The 26,322-nt window shown below is 69.3% G+C and carries 25 protein-coding genes; 10 read left to right on the forward strand and 15 right to left on the reverse strand.

The window, feature by feature from the left end; translation table 11 throughout:
* Positions 1–4: 4 nt before the first annotated feature.
* Both ACFY36_RS08825 and ACFY36_RS08830 read right to left on the reverse strand, forming a co-directional pair.
* The gene (locus ACFY36_RS08825) at positions 5–556 is read right to left on the reverse strand and encodes a TetR/AcrR family transcriptional regulator (protein ID WP_499745331.1); all 552 of its coding nucleotides are present in this window, start codon (positions 554–556) and stop codon (positions 5–7) included.
* Positions 557–672: 116 nt separating this feature from the next.
* The gene (locus ACFY36_RS08830; protein WP_499745332.1) at positions 673–1,428 is read right to left on the reverse strand and encodes a S1 family peptidase; all 756 of its coding nucleotides are present in this window, start codon (positions 1,426–1,428) and stop codon (positions 673–675) included.
* 257 nt (positions 1,429–1,685) lie between these two features.
* On the opposite strand from ACFY36_RS08830, the gene ACFY36_RS08835 reads away from it, so the two are divergent.
* Complete coding sequence (locus tag ACFY36_RS08835; protein ID WP_499745333.1) at positions 1,686–3,872, forward strand: MMPL family transporter; 2,187 nt, start codon at positions 1,686–1,688, stop codon at positions 3,870–3,872.
* A 54-nt stretch (positions 3,873–3,926) separates the two neighbouring features.
* On the opposite strand, the gene ACFY36_RS08840 is transcribed toward ACFY36_RS08835, so the two are convergent.
* Positions 3,927–5,141, reverse strand: coding sequence for a YncE family protein (locus ACFY36_RS08840; protein ID WP_499745334.1), 1,215 nt, complete (start codon positions 5,139–5,141; stop codon positions 3,927–3,929).
* Positions 5,142–5,270: 129 nt separating this feature from the next.
* Here ACFY36_RS08840 and ACFY36_RS08845 point away from each other — a divergent pair, with 129 nt between their 5' ends.
* Positions 5,271–6,407 carry a helix-turn-helix domain-containing protein gene (locus tag ACFY36_RS08845; protein WP_499745335.1) on the forward strand — a complete coding sequence of 379 codons (1,137 nt, stop codon included), beginning with the start codon at positions 5,271–5,273 and terminating at the stop codon, positions 6,405–6,407.
* A 10-nt stretch (positions 6,408–6,417) separates the two neighbouring features.
* Positions 6,418–6,957, forward strand: a complete 540-nt coding sequence (locus ACFY36_RS08850) for a DUF4240 domain-containing protein (protein ID WP_499745336.1) — start codon at positions 6,418–6,420, stop codon at positions 6,955–6,957.
* Positions 6,958–6,970: 13 nt separating this feature from the next.
* On the opposite strand, the gene ACFY36_RS08855 is transcribed toward ACFY36_RS08850, so the two are convergent.
* A complete protein-coding gene (locus ACFY36_RS08855; protein ID WP_499745337.1) occupies positions 6,971–7,642 on the reverse strand; it encodes a TetR/AcrR family transcriptional regulator in 672 nt (223 codons plus the stop codon).
* Between ACFY36_RS08855 and ACFY36_RS08860 the strand changes: the two genes are divergently transcribed.
* Positions 7,593–8,072, forward strand: coding sequence for a cysteine hydrolase family protein (locus ACFY36_RS08860; RefSeq protein WP_499745338.1), 480 nt, complete (start codon positions 7,593–7,595; stop codon positions 8,070–8,072). The genes ACFY36_RS08855 and ACFY36_RS08860 overlap by 50 nt on opposite strands.
* On the opposite strand, the gene ACFY36_RS08865 is transcribed toward ACFY36_RS08860, so the two are convergent.
* A complete protein-coding gene (locus ACFY36_RS08865) occupies positions 8,062–9,843 on the reverse strand; it encodes a right-handed parallel beta-helix repeat-containing protein (RefSeq protein ID WP_499745339.1) in 1,782 nt (593 codons plus the stop codon). The genes ACFY36_RS08860 and ACFY36_RS08865 overlap by 11 nt on opposite strands.
* A gap of 580 nt (positions 9,844–10,423) precedes the next feature.
* Entirely contained in the window at positions 10,424–11,320 is an 897-nt protein-coding gene (locus tag ACFY36_RS08870) for a LysR family transcriptional regulator (RefSeq protein ID WP_499745340.1), read from the reverse strand.
* An 84-nt stretch (positions 11,321–11,404) separates the two neighbouring features.
* Here ACFY36_RS08870 and ACFY36_RS08875 point away from each other — a divergent pair, with 84 nt between their 5' ends.
* From ACFY36_RS08875 to ftsH, 3 genes are all read left to right on the forward strand, one after another.
* Entirely contained in the window at positions 11,405–12,262 is an 858-nt protein-coding gene (locus ACFY36_RS08875; RefSeq protein ID WP_499745341.1) for an NAD-dependent epimerase/dehydratase family protein, read from the forward strand.
* Positions 12,263–12,447: 185 nt separating this feature from the next.
* Positions 12,448–13,650 carry a hypothetical protein gene (locus ACFY36_RS08880; protein ID WP_499745342.1) on the forward strand — a complete coding sequence of 401 codons (1,203 nt, stop codon included), beginning with the start codon at positions 12,448–12,450 and terminating at the stop codon, positions 13,648–13,650.
* Positions 13,651–13,742: 92 nt separating this feature from the next.
* A complete protein-coding gene (gene ftsH / locus ACFY36_RS08885) occupies positions 13,743–15,803 on the forward strand; it encodes an ATP-dependent zinc metalloprotease FtsH (RefSeq protein ID WP_499745343.1) in 2,061 nt (686 codons plus the stop codon).
* 74 nt (positions 15,804–15,877) lie between these two features.
* Here the strand turns inward: ftsH and ACFY36_RS08890 are convergent, their stop codons facing one another.
* Genes ACFY36_RS08890 through ACFY36_RS08900 form a run of 3 tightly spaced genes read right to left on the reverse strand, consistent with a single transcriptional unit; the run spans position 15,878 to position 17,540 of the window.
* Complete coding sequence (locus ACFY36_RS08890; protein WP_499745344.1) at positions 15,878–16,408, reverse strand: NUDIX hydrolase; 531 nt, start codon at positions 16,406–16,408, stop codon at positions 15,878–15,880.
* Positions 16,405–16,905, reverse strand: a complete 501-nt coding sequence (locus ACFY36_RS08895) for an NsdA family TPR-like regulatory protein (RefSeq protein ID WP_499745345.1) — start codon at positions 16,903–16,905, stop codon at positions 16,405–16,407. The genes ACFY36_RS08890 and ACFY36_RS08895 overlap by 4 nt, the downstream gene beginning before the upstream one ends.
* Positions 16,902–17,540: an NsdA family TPR-like regulatory protein gene (locus ACFY36_RS08900; RefSeq protein WP_499745346.1), complete on the reverse strand. Its 639-nt coding sequence runs from the start codon at positions 17,538–17,540 to the stop codon at positions 16,902–16,904. The genes ACFY36_RS08895 and ACFY36_RS08900 overlap by 4 nt, the downstream gene beginning before the upstream one ends.
* A 224-nt stretch (positions 17,541–17,764) precedes the next feature.
* Here ACFY36_RS08900 and ACFY36_RS08905 point away from each other — a divergent pair, with 224 nt between their 5' ends.
* A complete protein-coding gene (locus ACFY36_RS08905; protein WP_499745347.1) occupies positions 17,765–18,229 on the forward strand; it encodes a glycine-rich domain-containing protein in 465 nt (154 codons plus the stop codon).
* An 864-nt stretch (positions 18,230–19,093) separates the two neighbouring features.
* On the opposite strand, the gene ACFY36_RS08910 is transcribed toward ACFY36_RS08905, so the two are convergent.
* Positions 19,094–20,332, reverse strand: a complete 1,239-nt coding sequence (locus tag ACFY36_RS08910; protein WP_499745348.1) for an FAD-binding protein — start codon at positions 20,330–20,332, stop codon at positions 19,094–19,096.
* Between the two features lie 98 nt (positions 20,333–20,430).
* On the opposite strand from ACFY36_RS08910, the gene ACFY36_RS08915 reads away from it, so the two are divergent.
* The gene (locus ACFY36_RS08915; protein ID WP_499745349.1) at positions 20,431–20,769 is read left to right on the forward strand and encodes an STAS domain-containing protein; all 339 of its coding nucleotides are present in this window, start codon (positions 20,431–20,433) and stop codon (positions 20,767–20,769) included.
* Between the two features lie 34 nt (positions 20,770–20,803).
* Here ACFY36_RS08915 and ACFY36_RS08920 read toward each other — a convergent pair whose 3' ends face one another.
* Complete coding sequence (locus ACFY36_RS08920) at positions 20,804–21,760, reverse strand: sigma-70 family RNA polymerase sigma factor (RefSeq protein ID WP_499745350.1); 957 nt, start codon at positions 21,758–21,760, stop codon at positions 20,804–20,806.
* Positions 21,761–21,857: 97 nt separating this feature from the next.
* Between ACFY36_RS08920 and ACFY36_RS08925 the strand changes: the two genes are divergently transcribed.
* Positions 21,858–22,646 (forward strand): alpha/beta fold hydrolase, encoded by a 789-nt coding sequence (locus ACFY36_RS08925; RefSeq protein ID WP_499745351.1) that lies wholly within the window; start codon positions 21,858–21,860, stop codon positions 22,644–22,646.
* Here ACFY36_RS08925 and ACFY36_RS08930 read toward each other — a convergent pair.
* Genes ACFY36_RS08930 through ACFY36_RS08945 form a run of 4 tightly spaced genes read right to left on the reverse strand, consistent with a single transcriptional unit; the run spans position 22,580 to position 26,309 of the window.
* On the reverse strand, positions 22,580–23,152 hold the full coding sequence (locus ACFY36_RS08930; protein WP_499745352.1) for a hypothetical protein: 573 nt from the start codon (positions 23,150–23,152) through the stop codon (positions 22,580–22,582). The genes ACFY36_RS08925 and ACFY36_RS08930 overlap by 67 nt on opposite strands.
* Positions 23,149–23,982, reverse strand: a complete 834-nt coding sequence (locus tag ACFY36_RS08935; protein WP_499745353.1) for a carbohydrate ABC transporter permease — start codon at positions 23,980–23,982, stop codon at positions 23,149–23,151. The genes ACFY36_RS08930 and ACFY36_RS08935 overlap by 4 nt, the downstream gene beginning before the upstream one ends.
* Positions 23,982–24,947 (reverse strand): carbohydrate ABC transporter permease, encoded by a 966-nt coding sequence (locus tag ACFY36_RS08940; protein WP_499745842.1) that lies wholly within the window; start codon positions 24,945–24,947, stop codon positions 23,982–23,984. Before ACFY36_RS08940 ends, ACFY36_RS08935 begins: the two co-directional genes overlap by 1 nt.
* A gap of 39 nt (positions 24,948–24,986) precedes the next feature.
* A complete protein-coding gene (locus ACFY36_RS08945) occupies positions 24,987–26,309 on the reverse strand; it encodes an ABC transporter substrate-binding protein (protein WP_499745354.1) in 1,323 nt (440 codons plus the stop codon).
* Between the last annotated feature and the right edge of the window lie 13 nt (positions 26,310–26,322).

The raw sequence follows: 26,322 nt of genomic DNA on the forward strand, positions 1-26,322 counted from the left end.
TTCCTTACTTGTGGCCGAGCGCGTCGTAGCTGACGGCGATCAGGTCGTCGAGGGTGACGACCAGGGGCTTGTCACGCATGGTGATGCCGAGCAGGACGAGCGCGCCGAGGGCGCCCACGACGCGGATGGCGCGGGCGTTGTCGCACTCGGGCTCGAGGGCGAAGGCGGCGAAGATGCCGTGCCCGAGCTCGTGCAGGGCCAGGCCGAGATCGGACTCGGGGTCGCTCTGCAGGCCGGAGAGCAGCAGGGCCACCGTCCCGGGGAAGTCCATGGCCAGCTGGGCGATCTCGGCGAGCACCGCGCGGTCGCGGGCCGGGCCGGGCGGCAGGCCCTCGACCTGCTCGGCGATCTCCCGGACCGCGCTCAGTGCCTTGTCGACGACGGCCTGCTGCAGCGACTCCTTGGTCGGATATCGGTGGAGCAGGCCGGTCTTGGAATAGCCCACCGCGTCGGCGATGCGCTGCACGGAGGTCTCCTTGAAGCCGTGCCGCGCGAAGAGGCTGGCGGCGGCTTCGAGGATCTCGTCGTCGATCTGCTGCTTGGTGGGCCGCGGCATGCGGACCAGAGTAGTCGGCTCTGGACCATCTTGGTCCGTAACCGACCGTGGCGGTCCTCACATGCCAAAAGCCGGCCGTGGGGTTTGTTCCCCACGGCCGGCCGTTGAATCTCGTTCTAGCGGGTGGCTTGCCTGATCCAGGAGGCGATGTTGTCGGTCCGGGCCGCGGTCTCGACGCCGGTGTGCGGGCAGGACGGCCCCGTGCTCACCACGGCCACCAGCTCGCCGCGCTTGGTGAAGAACGGCGCGCCGGAGTCGTACGGGCATGGTGTCGTGTCCGGCGCCGGGGCGTACCCCCGAAGACCCGTCACGTTGGCACTCAGCTCGGCCACCTCGAGCAGGCCGGTCTGAAGCCGGGTCACCGGGGCCGGGTTGACGCTGGTGGTGGAGCCGTAGCCGGTGAGGCGGACGATCGTCCCGATCTCCGGGGCGGCGCGGCCGATCTTGATGGGGCGGATGTCGCGCACCGGCGTCGCCAGCTTGGCGACCGCGACGTCCGCGGTCGGCGACTGGCGGACCGCGACGATCTCGATCTCGTGACCGCGTGTGGTGTCGGTCAGATCGGTGCGGCCCACCGTGGCGGTGGTCAGGTCGGCGACCGGGCGTTCCACGCGGACGCCGGCGGCGTCCCGGAAGCAGTGCCCCGCGGTGATCACCCAGCGCGACGAGATCAGGGCGCCCGAGCAGGCGCTGTTCCGCTTGCCGCCGTCGGCCGTGGGAATGCCGGTCATGGTCAGTTTGACGGAGAAGGCGTACTTGCCGATGGGTACGGGTTCGCCGTTCGCGACCGCGTTCGCGGGCCCCGTGACGCCGAACAGCACGCCGCCGATCGTCGCCGCGGCGACGAGCATCGACCTTATTCGCTGTCTCATGTGGACGACGCTAATACAGCCGCGCCTCAGGGGCATTCCGGGGAAAGCCCTGAGACTTTTCCGGCCGACACGCCCGATTAGGCCGCTTTGGAGAGCCGTTCCTGCTGCTTATCCGACAGATGTCCACCACGGAGTCCTCGGGGGACGACGGGGGTTCGGCCCGGATGTTCCCAGCTGGATGGCTGCCTAATTTCAGGTGCGACACAGAAAACTTTCTGGGGGGCTCTCGAATGAGTAAGCGGCCGGTAACAGTACGCGTGGCGCGGTGGAGCGCCGAGCATCCTTGGCGCGCCATCGCGCTGTGGGTGGCGTTCGTCGCGGTGTGCTTCATGGCCGGGAACATGGCCGGGGCCAAGGAGGCGACCGCCGAGGACAGTGCCATCGGCGAGGCCGGCCAGGCCTACGTGATGATCGACAAGGGCGGGTTCGACTCGGCGCCGGCCGAGGACAACGTGCTCATCACGGCCAGGTCCGGCGCGCTGGACAAGGCGGCCGGCGATCGCGCGGCCGCCGACGCGGCGGCCGCCCTGCGCAACGCGACCGGCGTGTCCGCGGTGGGCGAGCCGATCCCCTCCCATGACGGCACGGCGCTGCTCGTGCCGATCACCATGAGCGGCGACCCCGACACCGCCTCCGACCGGGTCGGCCCGCTGCACGACGCGATCGCCACCGTGCAGCAGAAGCATCCCGAGCTGCGCGTGGAACCGGTCGGCGGGCCGACCATCGGCAAGGCGCTCGACGACACCCTCGGCAAGGACTTCCAGCGGGCCGAGATCCTCAGCCTGCCGGTCACCCTGGCCATCCTCATCCTGGTCTTCGGCGCGCTGATCGCGGCCGGCGTGCCCGTGCTGCTCGCCCTCATGTCGGTCGCGGCCGCGATGGGCCTGTCCACGCTGGCCTCGCACCTGATCCCGTCGACCGACACCACCAACAGCGTCATCCTGCTGATCGGCATGGCCGTCGGCGTCGACTACTCACTGTTCTACGTCCGGCGCGAACGCGAGGAACGGGCCAAGGGCCGCGGCCACGTCGACGCGGTCGAGGTCGCCGCCGAGACCTCCGGGCACGCCGTGGTCGTCTCCGGCACCGCCGTCATCATCGCCATGGCCGGCCTGTTCCTGGCCCAGGACGCCGTGTTCTCGTCGCTCGCCGTCGGCTCCATCCTGGTCGTGGCGGTCGCGGTCATCGGCTCGCTCACCGTCCTGCCGGCTCTGCTGGCCAAGCTGGGCCGCTGGGTCGACCGCCCCCGCGTGCCGCTGCTGTGGCGCCTCAGCGCCCGCTCGGCCTCGTCGTCCGGCAGCCGCGTCTGGAGCCGCATCCTGCACCCGGCGCTGCGCTGGCCGGCGGCCACGCTCCTGGTCAGCGTCCTGGCCCTGCTCGCCCTGGCCGCGCCCGCGCTGGGTATGAAGCTCAAGTTCCCCGGCACCGAGGACCTTCCGCGGACAACCCCGGCGATGCAGGCGTACGACCGGCTGACCGCGGCCTATCCGAGCAACGGCACCGCACACGACGTCGTCGTCGAGGCCCCCGCGTCGTCGGCCGCCGACGTCAAGGCGGCGCTGACCAAGCTCGCGCAGAGCACGCAGGGCGATTCCCTGTTCGCTCCGCTGGAGGAGACCGGCCCGGACATCAAGGTGTCGGCCGACAAGACGATCGCGGTCCTCGACGTGGCGACGCCGTACGCCTCCCGCAGTGACGAGGCGGCCGACTCGCTGCACAAGCTGCGGGACACGCTGGTGCCGGCCGCCCTGGACGGCATCCCCGGCGCGAAGTACGCGGTGGGCGGCGGCGTGGCCGAGAGCGAGGACTACGCGGCCCACGTCTGGCGGACACTGCCGCTGGTGGCCGGCTTCGTCCTCGTGTTGACGTTCCTGGTGATGGCGTGGACGTTCCGGTCGGTGGTCGTCGCGCTCACCTCGATCGCCTTGAACCTGTTGTCGGCCGGTGCGGCGTACGGCCTGCTGGTCCTGGTCTTCCAAGGCAGTTGGGCCGAAGGCCCGCTCGGTTTCGAGTCGATGGGCGCCATCGTCACGTGGCTGCCGCTGTTCCTGTTCGTGGTCCTGTTCGGGCTGTCGATGGACTATCACGTCTTCGTGGTGAGCCGCATCCGCGAGGCGGTGCAGCGCGGCGTGCCGACCCGCGAGGCGGTGGCCGAGGGCATCACCGGCTCGGCCGGCACGGTCAGCAGCGCGGCCCTGGTCATGGTGGCGGTCTTCTCCATCTTCGCCACGCTGAGCACCATCGACATGAAGCAGCTGGGCATCGGCCTGGCCGCCGCGATCCTGCTGGACGCGACGATCATCCGTGCCGTGGTCCTGCCGTCGCTCATGACGCTGCTGGGCGACAAGAACTGGTGGGCGCCGCGCTTCATGCGCCCCCGGGGCCGGCACGCGGCCCCGGTCTCCCCCGCCGCTCCCACCCCGGAGCTGGTCGGCCGCCACTGATCCCGTCGGCCGTCCAGAAGCCCCCGGCAATCCCGCCGGGGGCTTCCCTCTTTCCTATGCGGGAGACTGCCAGCTCGCCGGGAGGTGGCCGATGCGGACGCGCTGGGGGTGGTCGCCGACCGGGACCGAGGCGACCCGGCGGCCGGTGGCGAAGCTGATGGCGCTCACCCGGTCGGCGCCGGACTCGGAGATGACGCAGTCCTTGCCGTCGCCGCTGACCGTGGCCCAATAAGGCTTGGACGCCTCGACCAGCGGGCCCTCGGTCAAGGAGGCCCGGTCGACGACGGTGGCGTAGTCGTCCATCGTGCCGGCGACGCAGAGCTTGGCGCCGTCCGGGCTGATCGACAGGCCGTGGTGGCGGGAGTCGTTGACCCAGGTGGTGCGGTCGGTGCTGGTGGCCGGGTTCAGCGGCAGCGGCTTGATCCGGGTGATCCGGTCGGCGGCCACGTCGTACTCGATGAGGCCGGCGAAGAACGAGACCTGGAAGTACAGCTTCGACTCGTCCGGGGTGAACACCGCGGGGCGCACGGCGTCGGAAAGGTCGCGCCGCCCGAACGCGTCGAGCCTCTGGCGCATGTCGATCGTCCGTACGACCTGGAAGGTCCTGGTGTCGGCGATCGTGAGGTGGCGGTCGCCCTTGGTGAAATCGAGCCAGGGGTCGTCGAGCGCGGTGTTGACCTCGCCGATCGAGGAGTTCCAGAGATATCGGCCGTCGCCGGTGTAGATGTTCTCGTGCGGCTTGTCGCCGGCGGTGAACGAGCCGAGCTGGCGCCCGGTGACGATGTCGAGCACGTGCACGGTGTTGGACGTGGAGGCCGAGACGGCCACCGAACGGCCGTCGGGCGAGACGGCCATGTGGTCGCTGCGGAAGCCGGAGACCGGGAAGCGCCACTTCAGCACGCCGGTGGCCAGATCGATCGAGACCACGTCGGCGAAGCTGGGCCGCGAGGCGACCAGGGCGGAGCCGTCGGGCGTGGTGTACATGTCGTCGACCAGTTGGTCGTGCCCCTCGCCCGGACCGGACCGGATGCCGAGGAAGAAGGCCAGGCGGACCGGGTTGAGGGCGATCTCGGTGAGGCGCTGGTTCCGGTCCGGCACGACATTCAGGCGCCCGATCTTCGCGTAGTCGCCGCTCGACCGGATGACGTCGACCGTGCCCTCCCAGTTGTTGCCGACGAACATGACCTCCCGCAGCTCGTCCTGTTTCGCCAGTGGCGTCAACGTCAGCAGGGCAGCCGTGGCCGCCCCGACCATTCGACCGGCAAACATGCCATCCTCCCGGGGGTTACCTTGCGGTAACGACATCGAAACAAGAGAATCTCTCGCATCGATAGAGGCCGGCGGCCAAGCCCGGGCCGCCGCGTTGTGACCCATCCACAACGCCCAGGGAGGCGCCTGATGCTGACCGAGCTGGTCCGGGGCCTCGCCGACGACCAGGCGCTGGTGGACGAGGTCCTCCGGGCGGCCGGCGGCCCCACCGCGGCCACCCCCTCCCAGGTCGCCACGTTGCTGGCCGCCGGCTGCGACGCGTTTCTTCGAGCCCCGGACGCGCCGTCGCATTCCTCCTCGTCGGTCGACGCGGCGTTCGGGTTCGAGGTCGACTTCAGCGCGGCCTGCCGGTTCGGGGCCGAGCTGGCCGCGCGGGGAGTTCCGGTCGCCGGGCTCATCGCCGGGGTGCACGCCGGGCGCAGCCGCCTCCTCGAGATCGCCGTCGACCGGGGGCGCGCGGCCGGCATCGCGGACGAGGCGCTGCTGCGCGGGCTGCTCAAGCTGGAGACGTACGGCCGGGCGCTCGAACGCCACGTCATCGAGGGCCACCGGTCGGCCGCGAGCGGGCTCGACCGCGACGACCGCGCCGGCCGGATCCGGGTGCTGCGCCGCATCCTGCTGGCCGACACGTCGGTCGAGGACGACCCGGCCCGGTTCGGACTGCGCGCGGACGGCCGCTACCACTGCGTGGTCTCGGACGTGACCGACCCGTCCCGGGTCCGCGCCCTGGAGGAGGCGGTCGCCCACTGCGGCGGCGTCCTGGCCCCGGTGGACGGCCGCATCGCCGGCCTGACACCCCGGCTGCCCACGGGCCGCACGGCCGGCCCGCCCATCCTGATCGTCGCCACCCCGGCGCTGTCGCTCGCCCACGCCCCGGCCGCCCACCGCCTCTGCCTCACCGCCCTGCGCGCCTCCTCCCCCGAGGCGGGAATCCGCTGGGTGACCGACCTCGCCGCGGAGACCGCGCTGGCTTCTCAACCCCTTCTGGGTTCCCTCCTGGCGGCGGAGCTGCTGGCCGCCCTGGACCCGGCCGACGAGTTCCACCGCCGGCTCGCCACCACCGCGCTGGCCTACCTCGACCACGGCCACCGGCTGGATCTGACGGCGTCCATGCTGCACCTGCACCCGAACACGGTCCGTTACCGGCTCCACCGCCTGACCGATCTCACCGGTTTCGCCGAGTCGCCGTCGCTCTCCGGCACGGTTCGGTGGTGGTGGGCCCTGCGATCCTGGTGCCGCCGTCCGTCCAGTTTGGACGAGCGATAGCATCCCGCGCGTGGACGAGACGCTGAACAAGCCGGGCCGCGCGCCGACGGCGGCCGAAGAGGACCGGTTCTGGGCTCTGATCGAGTCCGCCTGGCAGAGCCTCGGCCCCGAGCCGGCCGAGCTGCGCCGGGCGCTGGTCACCCGCGATCCCGGCGACGAGGATTTCGAGGTGTACGCCCTCGACGGCTGGCTGGCCTCGTTCCTGAGCACCCTGACCGAGCTGTCGGCCGAGTTGTCCAGCGCCGACCTGGCCGACCTCGACCGCGTCCTGGAACGCAAGCTCCACGACATCGACCGCGCCGACATCCACGAGGTCACCGACGGCTCGGACGACGGTTTCCTGTACGCCCGCGGCTACATTGTGGCCCTGGGCCGCGACTTCTACGAGGCCGTCCAGCGCGATCCGGCCGTGGCCGTGCTCGACGCCGACTGCGAAGAGATGTGCTACTTCTTCACCGACCTCCACCAGACCCGCTTCGGCGCCGCCCTCGAGACCGGCTCCGTCATCTCCCGCGAAACCGGCGGCAACCTGGCCGGCTGGACCCCGTGACGCCCCTTTCCCGTCACCCGGACGGCGGAATCAGCCCGTCCACGATCCCCCGCAACGGCCCGGCCAGCTGATCAGCCGACGCGCCGGCCAGCGGTTCCACTCCCACCGCCGACCGCAGGACAGCGACACCGACCCCGAGCGCGACCAACAGCTCCGCCCGCAACAACGCGTCCGTAGCCACACCATCCACAGCGCCACCATCCACCACCGCCTCGTCCACAAGCGCGCGGCCTTCGGGCCCGTTCCCCCGAGGCCGGCCGCCGGACGAGACGCTTAGAGCATCGAGAAGCCGTACGGCCGCATCTCGCAAAGCCTCGCGGCGCAGAGCGCTCACCCCTTCATCGCCGGAGGCGCGCAGCAGCATCAGGACCGGATGTTCGCCGAACTCGGGCCAGGCGTCGGCGGCCAGCTGCCGGCTGAAGGCGGCAGCGAACGCCTCCCGGCCGGGCGGCAGATCGGCGAGAAAGCGCGGCTGCGCGCTGAGGGCCGCTTTGAAGAGACCTTCCTTCGACCCGAAGTACCGCTTGATCAGCGCCAGATTGACGCCGACGTCGGCCGCCACGTCGCGCAGGGTCGTGCTCTCGTAGCCGACCCGGGCGAACCGGGCCCGGCCCGCTTCCAGCAGAGCCTGCCGGGTGGCCGAGGCATCACGCCGGCGCGGGGGTGAGGGAGACATCCCCGTCATCTACGTGACCGTCGGCTTCCGGGCGGGCGGTCCCGAGATCAGCCCGCGCAACCGGATGTTCGGCCGTCTCGCCGGTTCGCCGTACGCCGGTGGGCCGAACCCGATCCACCCCGACGTCGCGCCGGAGGACGGCGACATCGTGGTCACCAAGCGCCGCGTCAGCGCCTTCGCCGGCAGCGACCTCGACCTCGTCCTGCGCGCCCAGGGCATCGGCCACCTCGTGCTGACCGGCATCGCCACCAGCGGCGTCGTGCTGTCCACGCTGCGCGAGGCGGCCGACCGCGACTTCGAGCTCACCGTGCTGGCCGACGCCTGCCTCGACAACGACGCCGAGGTCCACCGGGTGCTCGTGGAGAAGGTCTTCCCGGCGCAGGCCGCCGTCACCACGGTGGATGACTGGCGGCCCGGCGCCGTTCCCGCTACGGCGTGACCACCCGGCCGCCCAGGGTCACCACCAGTTTGCCGTCGGAGGCGTAGGACCAGCCCAGCGCGCCCGACAGCGTGCCGCACCGGGAGCCGTTGGTGCCGCTCCAGAACTGGTTGGAGCTGTCGCTGTTCCCGACGATCTTGTCGTTGGAGCCGCTGCCGGAACGGCACGAGGTGTTCGTACGGAAAATCGATGTCCCGCCGTCGAACGAGAAATTCCGTTCCGTGTTGTCGATGCTGATGTTGTTGGAGATCGTCATGGTGCCGAGGTTCCGGTTGTACGTGAAGCCGTGCTTGCCGTTGCGATAGGCGATGTTGCGCCGGATCGTGTGGTTGACGCCGATGTCCTCGCCGCCCAGCTTGTAGCCGTTACGGTCGCCGGCGCCGGCCTGGCTGCCGTCGGTGAGCGTCCCATTGGCGTACGACAATGAATCCTCGATCGTCACCGCCCCGATCGGCCCGGTGTCCGTCTTGGTGTAGAGGTCCCAGCCGTCGTCGATGTTGTTGTGCGACACCGCGTACCGGAAGACGTTCCCGCCACCGACCGTCAGCTTGGCCGCGAAACCGTCCGCGTCCTCACCGTCGGAGTCGGCGTTGTCGTGCGATTCCGCGCTGAGCACGAGATTGTTGGCCGGCCACTGCGAGTTCGGCGTGTCCGACGCGATGCGCGAGATCTGCAGACCACTGTCCCGGTTGAATCGCGTGATCGTACGCTCGAAGATGTTGTTGCTGCCGCCGACGAAAATGCCGTTGTCGCCGGCTCGCTCGACCACGATTCCGCGCACATGCCAGTAATTGCCGTTGACCGCGAGCCCACGATTGGCCGGGTCTTCCGCCTGCGCGGCGAAATTCAGGACCGGAACTTCTCCGGGGTACGCCGTGAGGAGTTTCCGCGCCGATGACGTTCCGTTGTTCCCGGGCGCGATCGTCACCGTCTGCGAGAACGCGTAGGTACCGCCTCGCACGTAGATCGTCCCGCCGGCCGCGATCCGCGTGATCGCGCTGGCCAGTGTCGTCGGCGCGTCCTGCGTGCCCGCCGCCGACGCGCTGCCGTTCGGCGCGACATAGAGCGCGCCGCTCGTGGGTGGCGGCGTCGTCGGCGGCGGAGTCGTGGGTGGTGGCGTTGTTGCCGGCGGCGTGGTGGGAGGCGTCGTTCCGCCTGATGAGTCCACGACCACATCGTCGAAGCGCCCGGCCGCCGCCTCGGTCAGCAGCCCGATCCGCCCGGCCGCGATCGACGTGTCGGTGGCCGAACCGACGCTCGCGCCGTTCACGGTCCCGCTGATCGTGCTGCCGTCGACGGTGAGCCGCAGCGTGTACCAGGTGCTCGTCGAGGTCGTCTGACTGACGCCGCCCAGCACCTTGACGGTGCTGCCGTTCATGGCCTCGAGCTGCACCCGGCTGGTGGTGAGCGACAGCCGGTACATCTTCGTGGCCCCCGCCGCCCGCGCGGTCAGAGCCACCACACCGGTGCTCGACCCGAACGAGGTCGCCTTCACCCGCGCCTGCACCGAATAGTTCGCCCACGCCGTGTCACCGGCGAACTCGCGGGCCCGTTCACTTCCGGCGTCGGACTGCTGCAAAACCTGCGACCCGTCGGCGACGACCGTCCAGGTGCCGCCCGATTTCGACCAGCCGCCGGCCCCGGACTCGAAGTCGGCCGAGAAGACCGTGGCCGCTTGAGCGTCGGCCACGGTGAGCGCGATTCCCGCCGACACCAGCGCGGCGGTCATTCCGGCGCCGGCGGCCCAGCGCACACGAGGGGAGGTTGACATGAGCTTTTCTCCTTGGAGCGATAGACGACTCCGCGATAGCCCAGGCGCGGAAATTACAGCCGATCTCTGCAACATCTGCCCGCGTATTTGCAGCCTCCCACAACCGCAACACAGCCCGAATATGCCACTCAGCATCCATCAGGGTCAATGAATAGCATTTGCAGGTTTGTTGCATCGAAAAGAAGCGCGGCGCATCGCACGTTCCTCGGTCGGCCAGCCGGCGTCGCCGTTTACCCCCACCCCGGCCGGCGCCACCTCGCGATCGATCAGGCCTCACCGGACGGCGGCCCATTGGATGTCGACCGGCGTGAGCGCCTCCCCCACGCCCGAGGGCGCCGGCAGGTGCCGGTCCGCCGAGGGTTCTTGCGTCGCCGGAAGGACGAAAGACCTAAGCCGACGAGACGAGCGGTTCAGCCGCAAAGCGCGCACCCGAATGAACGAAACTGCCGCAACGCGCGCAATCGGACTAGCCGGCGACCAGCACAAGGGCGAGCGGCACGCGGGCGGTCGGCATGCTCGACGCGCTTTGCCGTGCGCGGGCCGGCTGTGATTGAGTTGCGGACCTTCGTGGGGAGAACTGTCAGTAGCGTTCGCGCTGGACCACGTGAGCGTCGATCAGGTCCAGGAACGCCTTTGTCGCCCTGGTCGGGGCCATGGAGACTGCCGTGGCCACGGCCAGCGTCCACGGCTCGGCCGGTGGGTCCAACGGGATCGGGACGACCGTTGTGGTGGTCTCGGTTACCAATGGTGGGACCAGGGCTATGCCGATGCCCGACTCGACGAAGCTGGGGACCGTGCTCAGGTCGCTGACCTCCACCGCTATCTGGCGGGTGATGCCGGCGCCCCGGAAATCCAGGTCGGTGCGGGAGCGGTTGCAGAAACCCGTCGGCAGGTCGATGAACGGCTCCGTCGCCACCTCCGAGCGGGTCACGCTGTCCCGGGCGGCCAGGCGGTGGTGGGCCGGGACGAGCAGGCGCGGATGGAATGTCGTGATCGGGTCGACGCGTACGCCGGGAACCGGGTTTTGAACTCCCACGAAAGCGACGTCCAGCGTTCCCGCGCGCAGACCTTCGAGGAGGCCGTCCGTGCCGGCCGCGTCGACGCTCAGGCTCAGTTGGACCTGGGGGTAACGCTCGCGGAAGTCGCGGACGAGCGAGCGCAGGTCGACCACCGTCAGGCCGCTGAGCGTGCCCACCCGCAGGCTGCCCGTGACGCCGCCGAGGACGCCGTTCACCGCCTCGCGGGCCTGGTCGAGTGAGTCCAGCGCGCGGCGGGCCTCGGGCAGCAGCGCCTTGCCGGCCTCGGTGAGCGTGACCTTGCTCGTGCTGCGCTCGAACAGCGGAGCGCCGAGGTCGCGCTCCAGCGCGCGGATGCTGGCCGAGACCGTCGACTGGACCGCGTGGGTGCGGCGGGCGGCGCGGGTGAAGCTGAGCTCCTCCGCGACGGCGACGAAGAACTGGAGCTGGCGCTGTTCCACCCGGTCAGCTTATCGCCCACCACGATGAGTGGGATCACAACTATTCGTTGGTGGCGGTCAGTCCGCGCGGGTACTTCTTTACCCATGAAGATTCTTCTGGCCGGCGCGACCGGCTACATCGGGTCGGCCCTGCTTCCGGCGCTGGTCACGGCGGGTCATTCGGTCACCGCGCTGGTGCGCGACGAGACAAAGGCCTTGGCTGTACGGGGTAAGGGTGCGGCCACGGTCGTCGGTGACATCACCGATCGCGCGCTGGTCACCCAGCTCGCCTCGGCGGCCGACGCGGTGGTCACGGTGGCGTCGCCGGGCGGGGCGAGCAGCAAGGACGACGAGACCGCCTTCGCCGAGGCGGTGCTCGAAGGGCTGGGTTCGGGCAAGACCTTCGTCCGTACGGGCGGAATCTGGGTCCATGGCCCGGGCGTCATCGACGAGGACACACCGCGGGACGCTCCGGCCCTGACCGCATGGCGGGAGGCGGTCGACACGCGGGTGCTCCGGGCGCCGGGCATCCGGTCGATCCTGATCGAGCCGGGCATCGTCTACGGCCACGGCGGTGGCATCCCCACCGTGGCGGTGGCCGCGGCGCGGGCCGGCACCTTCGTCGGGCCGGGCACCCAGCACTGGACCACCGTGCACGTGGACGACCTGGCCGAGCTCTACGTGGCGGCGCTGGAGCGGGCCGAGCCGGGTTCGGCCTTCTTCGGTGTGGGCGGCGACAACCCGACGACGCGGGAGATCGGCGAGGCGGTGGCGCGCCGGCTCGGCCTGCAAGGTGTCGGGCCCGAGACGGCGGAGTCGCTGGTGCGGCGTCTCGGCCTGTTCGGTGAGGCTCTGCTGCTCGACCAGCAGGCGACCGGCGAGAAGGCGCGCACGGTGTTGTCGTGGAAGCCGTCGCGGCCGTCGCTGCTGGAGGACATCGCTGACGGGTCGTACGACGCCTGAACCACCCACATGGCCGGAAGCTGAGTGCGGCCTCGAGCCGCACTCAGCCGTTGCCGAGAGGCCGGAGCTGGGATTTTGCGGTTGGGTGGCACGCCGCCGCGTACAAATCCCAAAAATCTTTTCCGGGGTTTGATCCGCTCGTGGGAGCGCTCCCGTAAGGACGGGTGAAGCACGTTGGTTCTCCCATGGCGGAAGGCGCAGTCCCAATGTACAGATCCCGGTTCAACAAGTCTCGTGCGAACGCGCGCCGCTGGCAGATCGGCGCGGGAGTGGCGGGAGTCGCGGTGATTCTCACGGGCGTGGGGCTCGGAGTGGCATCGGCGGCGGAGACCGTGCCGACGGTGAACTGTCCACAGGTGAACAATCTTCCGGCCGTTCCGGCGCAGGCCCAGGCCGAAGTGAAGCAGAACCTGGAACTGCTGAACACGCAGATCCAGGAGGCGAACAACCGTATCGCCTCGACCGTCGGGCAGGGCGGGCCGAACTTCATCCAGAACGCGATTCTGGGTCCCCTGAAGGACAAGCGTTTCGCGACCATCAACCGCATCGAGACGGCGATCGGGCGCAACGCGGCGAAGCCGAACCTGAACGCCGAAGGGCTTTCCGGGTGCTCGCTGAACCAGAACGGCGGATCGTCGGCGCAGCAGCCGGTCGAGGTGCCGGCCGCTAATTCCGGAAACGCGGGGGGCGGCAACAACGCGGCCCTCCCGACCGTCAACTGCCCGCAGCTGAACAACCTGCCGGCCGTTCCGGCGCAGGCCCAGGCCGAGGTGCAGCGCAACCTGGAACTGCTGAACACGCAGATCCAGGAAGCGAACAACCGGATCGCCTCGACCGTTGGACAGGGTGGCGCGAACTTCATCCAGAACGCCATTCTCGGGCCGCTGGAGGACAAGCGTTTCGCCACCATCAACCGCATCGAGACCGCTATCGGGCGTAACGCGGCCAAGCCGAACCTGAACGCGGAGGGCATCGCGCCCTGCACACTCAACGAGAACGGTGGGGCCTCGACCGAACAGCCGACCGAGGTGCCGAACGCCGGTGGTGACGCCGGTGGTGACGCCGGAAATGGTGGAAACGGCGGCAATGTGGCGGTCGCGACGGTGAACTGCCCGGCTCTGAACAACTTGCCGGCGATTCCCGCGCAGGCCCAGGCCGAGGTGCAGCGCAACCTGGAACTGCTGAACACGCAGATCCAGGAGGCCAACAACCGCATCGCCTCGACCGTCGGACAGGGTGGCCCGAACTTCATCCAGAACGCCATTCTCGGCCCGCTGGAGGACAAGCGTTTCGCCACCATCAACCGCATCGAGACCGCTATCGGGCGTAACGCCGCCAAGCCGAACCTGAACGCCGAGGGCCTCGCGCCCTGCTCCCTGAACAGCTGAACGATCTTCCCGGCCGGCTTCCCCGCCGGCCGGGAAGTCACGCTCATCACGTGAACGCATTCCCGTCATTCGGCGGGGGTAGCTTCGCGAACATGCCCGCCGACACGCCGCAGCAGAACCAGCCGCACCGCCCCCACCCCTGGAAGGTGGAGGGCGCGCCGCCCGCGCCCCCGCCCGGCCCGCAGAAGCCCCAGCGGTCGTCGTGGGTCCGGTTCGGCGTCACGCTGGTCATCCTGCTGGCGCTCAACTGGATCATCTCGTCGGTGCTGCTGGCGCCGCCGGAGCGCACCGCGGTGTCGTACACCTACTTCCTGACCCAGGTCCAGGGCGACAACGTCTCCGAGATCACCTCGACCGGGGAGACCATCGAGGGCCAGTTCAAGAAGGAAGTGGCCTACACGCCGAGCGGCGAGACGAAGTCGGAGCAGGTCGAGCGGTTCAGCACCGAGCGGCCGTCGTTCGCCGACGACAACCTCTTCGCCCAGCTCCAGGCCAAGAACGTCCCGGTCAACGCGAATCCGCCGGACGCGCCGGCCCCGCTGTGGCAGCAACTGCTCGTCGGCTTCGGGCCCACGCTGCTGCTGGTCGGCATCTTCGTCTGGATCGCGCGCCGGTCGGCGGGCGCGCTCTCCGGCGGCGGGCTCGGCGGATTCGGCAAGTCCAAGGCCAAGTTGTACGAGCCTGAGGGCGGCCCCCGGACGACCTTCGCCGACGTGGCCGGCATCGAATCGGTCGAGCAGGAGGTCACCGAGATCGTCGACTTCCTGCGCGAACCCGGCAAGTACCGCAAGCTCGGCGCGCAGATCCCGCACGGCGTGCTGCTCTCCGGCCCGCCCGGCACCGGCAAGACGCTGCTGGCCCGCGCGGTGGCCGGCGAGGCCAAGGTGCCGTTCTTCTCGATCTCGGCCTCGGAGTTCATCGAGGCGATCGTCGGCATCGGCGCCAGCCGCGTCCGCGACCTGTTCGACCAGGCCAAGAAGGTCGCCCCGTCGATCATCTTCATCGACGAGCTGGACGCGATCGGACGGGCCCGCGGCGGGTCGGCGTCGCTCGGCGGCAACGACGAGCGCGAGCAGACCCTCAACCAGATCCTGACGGAGATGGACGGCTTCACCGGCAGCGAGGGCGTGGTGGTGCTGGCCGCGACGAACCGCACCGAGATCCTCGACCCGGCGCTGCTGCGCCCCGGCCGCTTCGACCGCCGCGTCACGGTGAGCCCGCCCGACCTGGCCGGCCGCCGCCAGATCCTCGAGGTGCACACCCGGGGCGTGCCGCTGGCCCCCGGCGTCGACCTGCAGGGCATCGCGTCGTCCACCCCGGGCTTCGTCGGCGCCGACCTGAAGAACCTGGTCAACGAGGCGGCCCTGCTGGCGGCCCGGCGCAAGCACGACAAGGTGGCGAACAACGACTTCACCGACGCCCTCGAGAAGATCACGCTGGGCACGGTCCGCGGCCTGATGCTGACCCCGGAGGAGAAGACGAGGACGGCCTACCACGAGTCGGGCCACGCCCTGCTCGGCATGCTGACCCCCGGCGCCGACCCGGTCCGCAAGATCTCGATCATCCCGCGCGGCCAGGCCCTGGGCGTCACGTTCCAGAGCCCGAACACGGACCGCTACGGCTACTCGGCCGAATATCTGCGCGGCCGCATCATCGGCGCCCTGGGCGGCCGGGCGGCCGAGGAGGTCGTCTTCGGCGACATGACAACGGGCGCCGAGAGCGACCTCGACCAGGTCAGCAACATCGCCCGCCAGATGGTCGGCCGCTGGGGCATGTCCGACGCGATCGGCCCGGTGACGGTCCTGCCCCCACCCGGCCAGGAGTCCCCGTTCGGCCTCGACGGCATAGCTCCGGCCACCCGAGAGCTGATCGACGCCGAGGTCCGCAAGATCGTCGAGGAATGCCACGCCGAGGCCCTCTCAGTCCTGCGAGCCCACCGAGACCAACTGGACCGCCTGGCCCACCGCCTCCTGGACACGGAGACCTTGGACGAGGCCGACGCCTACGCCGCCGCCGGCGTGGACCGCGACACAGCTCCGGGCGCCGTGGCCCGGGGCGAGGCCCCCGGCACATCACCCGCCCCCGGCCTCCCGATCTCGATCTCCCCCGACGCGGCAGCGGTCTCGGCCAATTCCTCGGCCTCCTCCGACTGACCGTCAAGCACAAATCAAGCGGCCGGCGCCCCTGGGCGTCGGCCGCTTTCGTCGCTGGATCATCTCGGGCGCCGCTACCGGTCGGCCAAGACCAGCAGCAGGGCGACGAGGGTCGAGCCGGCCACGATGTGCTGCTTGTCGATCAAGCCGCGGATGTCGTCGAGGGGTATCCACTCGATGCGATCGCTCTCGAAGGCATCCTCGGGAGCGCCGATGTGTTCAGCACTGTCCGCACGGAAGATGTGGTGTTGCGACGTCATGATGCCGGGTGAGGGCTGGGTGTAGACCAAAGGCCGGATCGGACCAATGGCACGCCAACCGGTCTCCTCCTCAGTCTCGCGAACGGCGGCCGCGGCGGGCGTTTCGCCGGGATGGATGCTGCCTTGAGGAATCTCCCAGGCGTGGGTGCCGGTGATGAAGCGGTGCCGCCAGATCAGCAGAACACGTTGCTGGTCGTCGACGACGACCAGGCCGGCCCCCGGCGCCGCTGTACGAATGATGCGATGGTCGAGGTGACGACCGTCGGGTAGGAGAACGTCGGCACTGGTGAGGTGAACCCACTGGTCGCGGTAGAGGTCACGTTCGGACTCAATCTTCCAGGTCATCGCAATCCTCTGACACGGTGGTGGCCATCGGCGCGTTCGAGAACGGCGGCGATGCCGGGCTGGGCGCTGTAGGGGCGCAGCGCGGTGATGACGGTATTGACGCGGTCGCGGATACGTCCAGACTCCATGCCGATCGCATGGTCCAGCATTTGCTCCGCCACGTGGGCGCCGCGGTCGAGTTCGCCGCGAGCGGTCAGCACCAGGGCGAGACCAGCGTAGCGATGGACCTGGCCGCGCAGGTGGGTGTCGGGTGCGGTCCGTACGGCTTCGGCAGCGTAGCTTTCGGCGGCACTCAGGTCACCGAGCCGACGGAGCGCCTCGGCGGCTTGAATCTCCACGAGCCCTGGTTGTATGTAGGACGCTTCCACCGGGCCGCCTTGGCCGGCGATGATCCGGCCCGCATAGAGCTCGCAATGACGAAGGCCTTCGTGGCAGCCGATGGTGTCACCCATGCGGGCGTACGCCTTGCTCATCAGCGCGTACAGATCGGTCTTCAATTCGGGTGCAACGCGGCAAGTCCTCCAGCGGCACGGTAGATGCGTCGGCCGAGTGCGTTGTCGTAGGTCGCTCGGAGAAGCGGCGCGGCATGCTTGTTGAGCGTGGCCAGCAGCAAAGGCCGCACTGGGCCGCCGCCGACACGCCGGTACATCTCCTGGTAGTGGGTGCGGGCCTGTTGCAGATGTACGACGTCAGCAGGGTCAGCGGGGCGATGACCTTCATGCTTCACGTCCCGGTCGTGCGGCGGGTTCTCCCATTCCCAGACAGGGGTCGCGGCCTCGGCTCCGGCGAGCACAGTGCCGGGACGGCGCCCTCCCGCGTCGCCGTGCCACATCGCGATCGCCCGGTCGATCGCTTGATCGAGCGATAACGCTCGTTCGCCGGCGTTCCGGCGCTGCATGCCGATGTCCGCCGGCGTCACAGTACGTCGCAGGCGTCGGCTGAGGATCTCGCAGATCAGCCGAGGTGCGGGGTCGCGTGGCAGGGCGTGGTCGCGGATCCAGCGGGCGACAGATGCGTGGTCGTATCGCAAACCGTGCGTCTGGCCTACGAGGTTGATCGTCTTGGCGAGCCAGGCGCGGGACATGCCGGCTTGGTCGATCAGGGCGGCGAGGAGCAGGTTCGACTCGGCCACACCTCCACCTTAGAACCGACGCCGGTCGAATCGAGGAGTGCACGGAGTTCACACCCTGTGTGATTACGCCGCCAAGACCTTCGGTCAGCACACTCTGCCAATATCTCCATCACTCAACGTGCAATGGATTTGGTCGACGCGACGAATCCGGAACAGGGTTCATGCCAGTCGCGGACACCAAGGGGCCAAACGCCCGGCCCGCCCGTCCACGATTGGAGCACGCCATGACCGTCACGCTTGTCACCGATGGCCTCGCCGAAGGCCGCACCCTGATCGATCCGGAACTGTTCGACCGGCTGGCACGCCGGATCAAGGCCGAGCATCCCGATCTCGACGACGGCATGCCACAGCGAATCCTCGACCAAGCCCTTGCGTTCCTCGGGACCAGCGCCACCGCGACAAGACCGCTCGGGCCGTCGGAGTCGGTCGACATCGGCTGGCACACCTTCATCCTCTACACAGTCGACTACGCCGCGTTCTGCGAGCGGGTGGCCGGTCGATTCATCCACCACGTCCCCGACGACCAAGGCGGCACCCCGCCGACCATCCCCACGACCCTGACGGACACTATGACCGCGATCCGTACGGCCGGATTCGCGCTCGACGCCGCCCTCTGGCCCGGAACGGCCGACTGCAGCACCAAGTGCTCCCAATGCCACGCCGGTTGCACCGACAGCCCCACTGGCTGATCCGCACACGTCAGTGCCGGGAACCGTACGCTGGTCCCGGCACTGACGTGTGGACGGAGAGCACCATGGCCCGGCATCGATGGGAGCAACTGCCCGCGACAGTACGCGATGAGATCGCCGCGAAGGCGGGGCCCGTGGAGCACGTCGAGGACGCGGCCGCAGGCTCCGTGGGTGACTTCGCCGCGGCCCTTGACACCGGTACCGCCGGGCGGGTCTTCGGTAAAGGGGCTCGGCTCGACACCGAGCGGGTGGGCTTCCTGCGCAACGAGATCCGCCTCAACCGGCACCTTCCCGGTGATCTGGTTCCGCGGCTGCGGTGGCATGTCGAAACGGCCGGGTGGCTGGTCGCTGTCTTCGATCACGCGCCCGGTGACTGCGCGGACCTGCGGCCCGGCTCGCCGCACCTGCCCGTCATCGCTGGCGCTCTGACCCGCATGGCCGAGGCGCTCACCCCTTGCCCACCGGTCAACGTCCAGCCGGCGACCGCTCGATGGGGGTCCCTGGTCGATCCCGCCCTGGTCGACGGCGACACCCTGCTGCACACCGACATGACCCACAACAACTTCCTGGTCGCGGGTGGGCGAGTGCAAGTGGTCGACTGGTCGGTGCCGTGCCGGGGCGCGATCTGGCTCGACACGGCCCGCATGCTGGTCCGGCTCATCCGTGCCGGGCACACCCCGGCCAAGGCCGAGTCCTGGGCCGCCGAGCTACCGATGTGGGCCGGCGCCACCCCCGACACCGTCGACGCGTTTGCTGCCGGGCTCGCCAAGCTGTCGCGCCGGCTCCGGGACAACAGCGCCGGCGCGCCTCACCTGGCCGAGATGGCCGAAGCCAGCGACTCCTGGCTTCGGCACCGTGCTTCGCTCAGCCCAGGAGGGCGTCCACCCATGGGTTGCGGAACGTGCCGTTCGGGTCGAGGCGCTGGGCCAGGGCCTGGAAGTCGGCGAAGTGCGGGTACTGGGCGCGGATCACCTGCGGGTCCGTCGTGAAGACCTTGCCCCAGTGGGTGCGGGGGTCCAAGGGGGCCAGGGCGGCCTCCAGCGCCTCCACCACCGGCAGGACCGCGTCGGTGTCGGCGATCCAGGTGAAGTGCAGGGCCACGCTGTCGCGCTCGTAGTTGGGGCTCAGCCACAGGGTGTCGGCGGCGATCGTGCGGACCTCGCAGACCTGGAGGACCGGGGCCACCTGGTCGCGGATGGCGGCCACCGCGTCCAGCGCGGCCAGGCCGTCGGCCCGGGCCACGTGATATTCCGACTGCAGCTCGGAGCCGTTGCTCGGGGTGAACTCGGGCTTGAAGTGCGGGAGGCGGGTGTACCAGGGGCCGGCCACGCCGGCCTGCTCGGTGCTGTTCGTCGCGGGCATGCCGGGCACCGGGTGGCGCTTCTCGGGGGCCGGGGTGGCGCCGAACCACGGGCCCTCCATGGCCTCGGCCCGCTTGAGCCAGACGTGGTTGATGTCGGCGCTGGTCCAGTCGGTGAACAGGCTGACGCTGTAGCCGTTGCCCACGATCTCGTCGAAGTGGGCGCCCAGCTCGGCCCGGGTCAGGCCGTCGTAGACGTACTGCCGCAGCTCGAAGGAGGGCACCACGTCGAGGGTGAGCGCGGTGACGACGCCGAGGGCGCCCAGGCCGACCACCACGCCCTCGAAGTCGGCGTCGCCGCGGCGGAAGACCGCCGGCTTGCCGGTGCCGTCGATCAGCTCGACCACGGAGATGGCGGCGGCCAGGTTCTTGTTGCGCTCGCCCGAGCCGTGGGTGGCCGTCATGATGGCGCCGGCCACCGAGATGTGCGGCAGCGAGGCCATGTTGCCCAGGGCCAGGCCGTTGTCGTACAGGAAGGCGGCCAGTTCGCCGTAGCGGACGCCACCGTCGACGCGTACGGACCGGCGGTCGGCGCTGATCTCGAGGACGCGGGGCAGGCCGGCGAGCGAGACGAGGGTGCCGTCGGTGTCGGCCATCCGGTTGAAGGAGTGGCCGCTGCCGAGGACGCGGATCGGGCCGCCGGCCGCGACGATCTCGGCCACCTCGTCGACGGACGTGGGACGCAGGACCCGCCGCGCGCCGAAGACGATGTTGCCGGCCCAGTTCGTAACTCGCTCGCTCATCAGCCCAGCGTAGGAGGAACCGCGCCGAACATAAAGATCAACTTTTTACCCGTACGACATGACGATGAGTTTCAGGCGCATAACCGGTCGTACTGTTTATGACGACCTTCGCCCTGCCCGCGAGGCTCACCCGAACCGACATTTCGCTCTTATGCCGAAAAATCGGGTTTGCGCCGGGTGAGGTCGTCGTCGACGTCAGCACCGTCGCCGAGCCTTCCGTGATCACCGTGGAGGCTCTCGCCCGGCTCAAGCTCGCCGCCCGGAGGCACGGCCGACGGCTGCGGGTCCACGGCGCCAGCTCCCGGCTGAGGGAGCTCATGTCGCTGCTCGGACTGGAGGGCGTGCTGATGGAGGAGGCGGCTCGGAAAGGTCAGACGGGCCAGGAGGGCGAAGGAGGCCGGGGAGGCGAAGAAGGCCGGCAAGGCGAGGAGGGCTAGGAAGCAAGGAGGGCCGGGAAGGCAACGGAGCGCACTAATCGAGGTGGGCCGGGAGGTCGAAGAACGGGAACAAGCGCGGCGTGTCCAGGAAGTTGGTGACCCGGGCGATCCGGCCGTCTGAGATCTCCAGGACTATCAGCGCCCACGGGTCGTGCCCCTCCCCCGACGCGGCCACCCTGTACTGGCCGAAGGCCGGCAACCCGTTCGCCACCACCGGTACGAGGCGTGAACCCCGGCAGCCGGAGCCCGTCCCGCTCATCCAGGCCGTGATGTCGTCCGGGCCCTGCAACCAGAGCGGCAGCGGCGGCATGTTCAGCGTCGCATCCTCGTGCAGGAGCGAGGTCAAAGCCTTGAGGTCGTACGCCTCGAAGGCGCTCACGTAACGCGACAACAGCGATTTCTGGTCCTCGTCCAACGGCTTGTAGACGTCGAACGACTCCTGCGCCGCCAGTGTCGCCCGGGCCCTCTGCAACGCGCTGTTCACGCCGGCCACCGAAGTGTCGAGCAGGTCGGCCACCTCCTGAGCCGACCACGCCAGCACCTCGCGCAGGATCAGCACCGCCCGCTGCTTGGCCGGCAGGTGTTGCAGGGCCGCCACGAACGCCAAGCGGATCGACTCGCGCTCGGCGATCACGTTGGCCGGGTCGACCACCTTGTCGTCGGGGACCGGGCCGACCCAGATCTGGTCGGGGCGCGGCTCGCCCGGGTCGGTCGCGAGGCCCGAACCGGCCGGGCCCAGGTCCATCGGGCGGACCCGGCGCTGGGCGCTGCCGAGCATGGTCAGGCAGACGTTCGTGGCGATGCGGTAGAGCCACGACCGCAGCGCCGCCCGCCCCTCGAAGCTGTCGTAGCTCTTCCAGGCGCGCACCATCGTGTCCTGCACCGCGTCCTCGGCCTCGAAACCGGAGCCGAGCATGCGGTAGCAATATCCGGTCAGCTCGGGCCGGAAGGCCTCCAGCTGCGTCTCGATCGGGGCAGCGACGTCGCTCACCCCGACGAATCTATCGGAAAAACTTGTGTACGCCGCGATGAGTTTCCCCGGGTGGGCGAGTCTGACCCGGCAAAGACCCACCGAATGAGGAGACACCATGTACGCCGAGGTCAACGGACTCAACCTCTACTACGAGACCCACGGCGAGGGCACCCCGCTGATCCTGCTCCACGGTGGCCTCGGCTCGGGCGAGATGTTCGCGGCCACCCTGCCCGCCTTCGCCGAGCACCACCGGGTGATCCTGCCCGACCTTCAGGGCCACGGCCGCACGGCCGACATCGACCGGCCCCTGTCGATCCCGGACATGGCCGACGACATCGCCGCCCTCATCGACCACCTGGGACTGGAGAAGCCGGATGTCGTCGGCTTCTCGCTCGGCGGCGGCGTCGCCCTGCTGCTGGCGATCCGTCACCCGGACAAGGTCGGCCGCGTCGTCTCCGGTTCGGCCGGCATCCGGCGCAGCGCCACCTACTCCGAGATCCTCGACCAGCAGGGTCAGGTCGGCGCGGCCGCCGCCGAGTTCATGAAAGAGACCCCGATGTACGAGCTCTACCAGCGCGTGGCGCCCCGGCCCGAGGACTTCCCGCGCCTGCTCGACAAAATCGGGCAGGCGATGGCGCAGGACTTCGACTACACCGAGGACGTCAAGAAGATCAGCGTGCCGACGCAGATCGTCGCGGCTGACGCCGACATGTGCCCGCCGAGCCACTTCGTCGAGGTGTTCGGGCTGCTCGACGGCGGTCACCGGGACGGCGGCTGGATGGGTGAGGGCCGGCCGAAGGGCGGGCACGCGCTCGCCATCCTGCCGGGCCTGACCCACTACAACGTCGTCGACTCCCCCCTGTTCGCGGCGACCGCGCTGGACTTCGTCGACAAGAAGGCCTGAACCGCGAACAGAGCAAACCCCACAAGGACCGGCACGAGTACGGGGTGAACGAGCATCCCGAGCACGGCCACGAGCACCACGATCCCCCCGAGTGGGGCGAGCACCGCCGGCCGGGCCGCGACCGCGGCCCGTGCCAGGCGGTACGACCCGAGCGACGCCACCAACGCCGCGAATCCGACGAATCCGGCGGCGATCAGCAGCACCACGGCGATCGCGAAGCGGCCGCCCGGTACGGCGCCCCGCGAGAGCGCCGCCACGTCGATCGCGATCAGCCATCCCGCCGCGAGCAGGACCGGCCCGGCGAACAGGCCACTGACGAAACGGGCACGAAAGAGCGCCCACGACTCGGCCAGGTTCAGCCAACGGCCGTACACAATGTGGTGTCGAATTGTGGCCCCTCCGACGAGAAACGCCGCGCCCAGGGTGAAAACCGGCAGCGAGGCCAGCGTCACCAGGATGCCGAGCAGGGCCAGATCGGAGGCGACCCGCCACGAATGATGCTTCATCCCTTGAGTCCGCTCGTGTTGATGCCCTCGACCAGCAGGCGCTGGAAGGCCACGAAGAACAGGAAGACCGGCACCAGCGACAGCAGCGACATCGCGAACATCGGCCCCACCGAGCTTTCACTCGTCGAGTCGATGAACAGCGTCAGCGCGACCGGCGCTGTGTAGTCCTTGAGCTCGGACAGATAGACCAGTTGCCGGAAGAAGTCGTTCCAGGTCCAGATGAACGAGAAGATCGCCGTCGTGACCAGCGCCGGGCGCGAGAGCGGCAGAATCACATGACGGAAGATCGAGTACGGGGACGCGCCGTCGATCACCGCGGCCTCGTCCAGCTCCCGCGGGATGCCCCGCATGAACTGCACCATCAGGAAGACGAAGAACGCCTCGGTGGCCAGGAAATGCGGGACCAGCAGGGGCAGGTACGGCCAGTCGCCGCCGACCCAGCCCAGGGTCCGGAACAGGATGTACTGCGGAATGATCAGCACGTGCCCGGGCAGGAGCAGCGTGCCGATCATGATGGCGAACCAGAAGCCGCGCATCCGGAACTTCAGGCGGCCGAACGCGTACGCGGCCAGCAGGCAGCTCAGCGTGTTGCCGACGACCGTCAGCCCGGCCACCATGGCGCTGTTGAGGAAGAACCGGCCGAAGGCCTCGTCGAACTTGTTCCAGCCCTCGCTGAAGTTCGACGGCGTGAACTCCCTCGGGATCAGGCCGATGTTGTTGACGATCTCCTCGGGCGACTTGAACGAGGTGCCGACCATCCACACGAGCGGATAGAGCACGATCGCCACGATCACGATCAGGGCGGTCAGGCGCACGTAGGGGCGAGTCATCACCGCTCCTCGCTGTCGGAGTAGTGGACCCAGAACTTGCCGGTGTTGAACAGCAGCACGGTGATCAGGCCGACCACGAGCAGGAAGACCCAGGCCATGGCCGAGGCGTAGCCCATGTTCAGCTCGACGAAGCCCTTGTTGTACAGGTGCAGGGTGTACATCAGCGTCGAGTCGACCGGGCCTCCGGTGCCGCCGCTGAGCACGAACGCCGACGTGAAGCCCTGGAAGCCGTGGATCGTCTCGAGCACCAGGTTGAAGAAGATGACCGGCGACAGCATCGGCAGCGTGATGTGCGTGAACTGCCGCCACGCGCCGGCCCCGTCGACCGACGCCGCCTCGTACAGCTCGGTCGGCACCTGCTTGAGGCCGGCCAGGAAGATCACCATCGGGGCGCCGAACTGCCAGATGGCCAGCAGCATCAGCGTCTCGAGCGCCCACTGCGGATCGTTCACCCAGGGCGCGCCCTCGATCCCGAACAGCGCCAGGAACGAGTTGAAGGCGCCCTCGCGGTTGAACATGCTGCGCCAGACGATCGCCACGGCCACGCTGCCACCGAGCAGCGAGGGCAGGTAGAACAGGCCGCGGAAGAACGCGATGCCCTTGAACGCCTTGTTGAGCAGCAGCGCCACACCGAGCGCGGCGGCCAGCTTGAGCGGCACCGCCACCAGCGCGAAGGTGACGGTGACCCGCACCGCGTGCCAGTACGACGGGTCGGCCGTGAACATCTCGCGGTAGTTGTCGAACCCGACCCACTGCGCCTCACCGACGTCGATGAGCGGGCTGTAGTCGGTGAAGCTGAGGTAGAGCGAGAGCAGCATCGGGATCGCGGTGATGCCCAGGAGCCCGAGCAGCCACGGTGAGAGGAAGACGTATCCGGCCAGGTCCTCGCGGCGCCGGCGCGCCCGGCCGCCCCGCCGCGTGGCGGCGGGGGGCGGGGGCACCGGCTCGGTCGGACGGACCGGCATCTGAGCGGTGGTCACAGTGAAAATCAGCCCTGTCTCTTATCAACCTTGGCCGATGGCCGCCTTGGCGGCGGTGACGAAGGCCGCGGCGCCCTGCTCGGGCGTCTGACGGCCGTACTGGACCTCCTCGGCGATGCGGACCAGCTCGGTCTTGACCTTGCTGTGGCCGGCCGGGGGCACGCTGGGCGAGGTCGGGCCGAACTTCTGGCTCAGCTCGTCCTGCACGGCGATGGTCTGCTTCATGGCCGGGTCGGTGGCGGTCTCGGCCACCGTCTTGCGCACGTCGAGGTTGGGCGGCAGGCCACGGTCGGTGCCGAGGATCTTGCCGGCCTCGGGGTCGTTGGCCATGAAGTTCAGCACGTCGACCACGGCGTCCTTGTGCTTGGTGCCGCGGAAGGCCGAGAAGTACATCGAGGCGCGGGCCCACTGCGCGCTCGGGTCACCCGGGTACGCGATGACGCCCAGCTCGCTCTCGGTGTTCTTCTTCAGCTCGGGCATCTGGTTGACCCAGACCCACGACGTGCCGGCCTTGCCGGTGACCACCAGCTGCTTGCTGATGTCGGTGGCGTTGCCCTCGTGGATCACGTCCGGGGTCGGCGTCGCGCCGGTGTCGCGGGCGCCCTTCCACAGCTGGAACCACTTGGTGATGTCGGCCTCGTCGAACGCGAGCGTCTTGTCCTTGTAGAGGTCCTTGCCGTTCTGCCGCAGGTAGACCCAGAGGGCCTGGTAGACCGCGCTCGGGTCCTGGGTGCCGGGCACCTTGGCCGTCTTGGAGACGGTCGCCGCCCAGGAGATGAAGTCCTCCCAGCTCATGCCGGTCTTCGGCTCGGGCAGCTTGTTCTTGGTGAGCAGCGTCTTGTCGTACACCAGACCCTGGGTGTTCTCGCCCATGGAAAGACCGGCGAGCTTGCCGTCGACCGTTCCGTAGTCGATCAGGCCCTTGGAGATCTTGGTGATGTCGAGTTTGCCGCTCTCGGCGTACGGCTTCAGGTCGAGCGTGACGTTGCGCTCGGCGTACTCGGAGATGTAGTTGTCGTCGATCTGGAAGATGTCCGGGGCGTTGCCGCCCGCGGTGAGCGTGGCCAGCTTGTCGAAGTAGCCCTGGTTGGCCTGCCAGGTCTTCTTGAACGTCACGTTGGGGTGCTTGGACGTGTAGAGGTCGAGCGCCTTCTCGGTCAGTTCGGCGCGCTTCTCGGCGCCCCACCAGAAGAAGGACAGCTCGATCTTGTCATTGCCCGAGCCGCCACTGTCGTCGTCGCCACCGCAGGCCGCCGCTCCGAGGAGCAGAGGCAGGGTGAGAACGGCGGCGAGCAGTCGGCGTCGGGTACGTTGAGCGGGCGTGAGACCCCTCGTGATGGGCTCCATGACGCGTACTCCT

Source organism: Actinoplanes sp. NPDC000266 (assembly GCF_042899005.1).
Lineage (GTDB): Bacteria > Actinomycetota > Actinomycetes > Mycobacteriales > Micromonosporaceae > Actinoplanes.

What these genes read in the sequence shown, in the direction of transcription:
- ACFY36_RS08930 (WP_499745352.1), bottom strand. Translation starts at nt 23,152, where the DNA reads ATGAAGCATCATTCGTGGCGGGTCGCCTCCGATCTGGCCCTGCTCGGC.
- ACFY36_RS08865 (WP_499745339.1), bottom strand. Translation starts at nt 9,843, where the DNA reads ATGTCAACCTCCCCTCGTGTGCGCTGGGCCGCCGGCGCCGGAATGACC.
- ACFY36_RS08905 (WP_499745347.1), top strand. Translation starts at nt 17,765, where the DNA reads ATGACCGTCACGCTTGTCACCGATGGCCTCGCCGAAGGCCGCACCCTG.
- ACFY36_RS08845 (WP_499745335.1), top strand. Translation starts at nt 5,271, where the DNA reads ATGCTGACCGAGCTGGTCCGGGGCCTCGCCGACGACCAGGCGCTGGTG.
- ACFY36_RS08830 (WP_499745332.1), bottom strand. Translation starts at nt 1,428, where the DNA reads ATGAGACAGCGAATAAGGTCGATGCTCGTCGCCGCGGCGACGATCGGC.
- ACFY36_RS08940 (WP_499745842.1), bottom strand. Translation starts at nt 24,947, where the DNA reads ATGCCGGTCCGTCCGACCGAGCCGGTGCCCCCGCCCCCCGCCGCCACG.
- ACFY36_RS08840 (WP_499745334.1), bottom strand. Translation starts at nt 5,141, where the DNA reads ATGTTTGCCGGTCGAATGGTCGGGGCGGCCACGGCTGCCCTGCTGACG.
- ACFY36_RS08875 (WP_499745341.1), top strand. Translation starts at nt 11,405, where the DNA reads ATGAAGATTCTTCTGGCCGGCGCGACCGGCTACATCGGGTCGGCCCTG.
- ACFY36_RS08880 (WP_499745342.1), top strand. Translation starts at nt 12,448, where the DNA reads ATGGCGGAAGGCGCAGTCCCAATGTACAGATCCCGGTTCAACAAGTCT.
- ACFY36_RS08935 (WP_499745353.1), bottom strand. Translation starts at nt 23,982, where the DNA reads ATGACTCGCCCCTACGTGCGCCTGACCGCCCTGATCGTGATCGTGGCG.
- ACFY36_RS08825 (WP_499745331.1), bottom strand. Translation starts at nt 556, where the DNA reads ATGCCGCGGCCCACCAAGCAGCAGATCGACGACGAGATCCTCGAAGCC.
- ACFY36_RS08855 (WP_499745337.1), bottom strand. Translation starts at nt 7,642, where the DNA reads ATGACGGGGATGTCTCCCTCACCCCCGCGCCGGCGTGATGCCTCGGCC.
- ACFY36_RS08925 (WP_499745351.1), top strand. Translation starts at nt 21,858, where the DNA reads ATGTACGCCGAGGTCAACGGACTCAACCTCTACTACGAGACCCACGGC.
- ACFY36_RS08945 (WP_499745354.1), bottom strand. Translation starts at nt 26,309, where the DNA reads ATGGAGCCCATCACGAGGGGTCTCACGCCCGCTCAACGTACCCGACGC.
- ACFY36_RS08890 (WP_499745344.1), bottom strand. Translation starts at nt 16,408, where the DNA reads ATGACCTGGAAGATTGAGTCCGAACGTGACCTCTACCGCGACCAGTGG.
- ACFY36_RS08915 (WP_499745349.1), top strand. Translation starts at nt 20,431, where the DNA reads ATGACGACCTTCGCCCTGCCCGCGAGGCTCACCCGAACCGACATTTCG.
- ACFY36_RS08910 (WP_499745348.1), bottom strand. Translation starts at nt 20,332, where the DNA reads ATGAGCGAGCGAGTTACGAACTGGGCCGGCAACATCGTCTTCGGCGCG.
- ftsH (WP_499745343.1), top strand. Translation starts at nt 13,743, where the DNA reads ATGCCCGCCGACACGCCGCAGCAGAACCAGCCGCACCGCCCCCACCCC.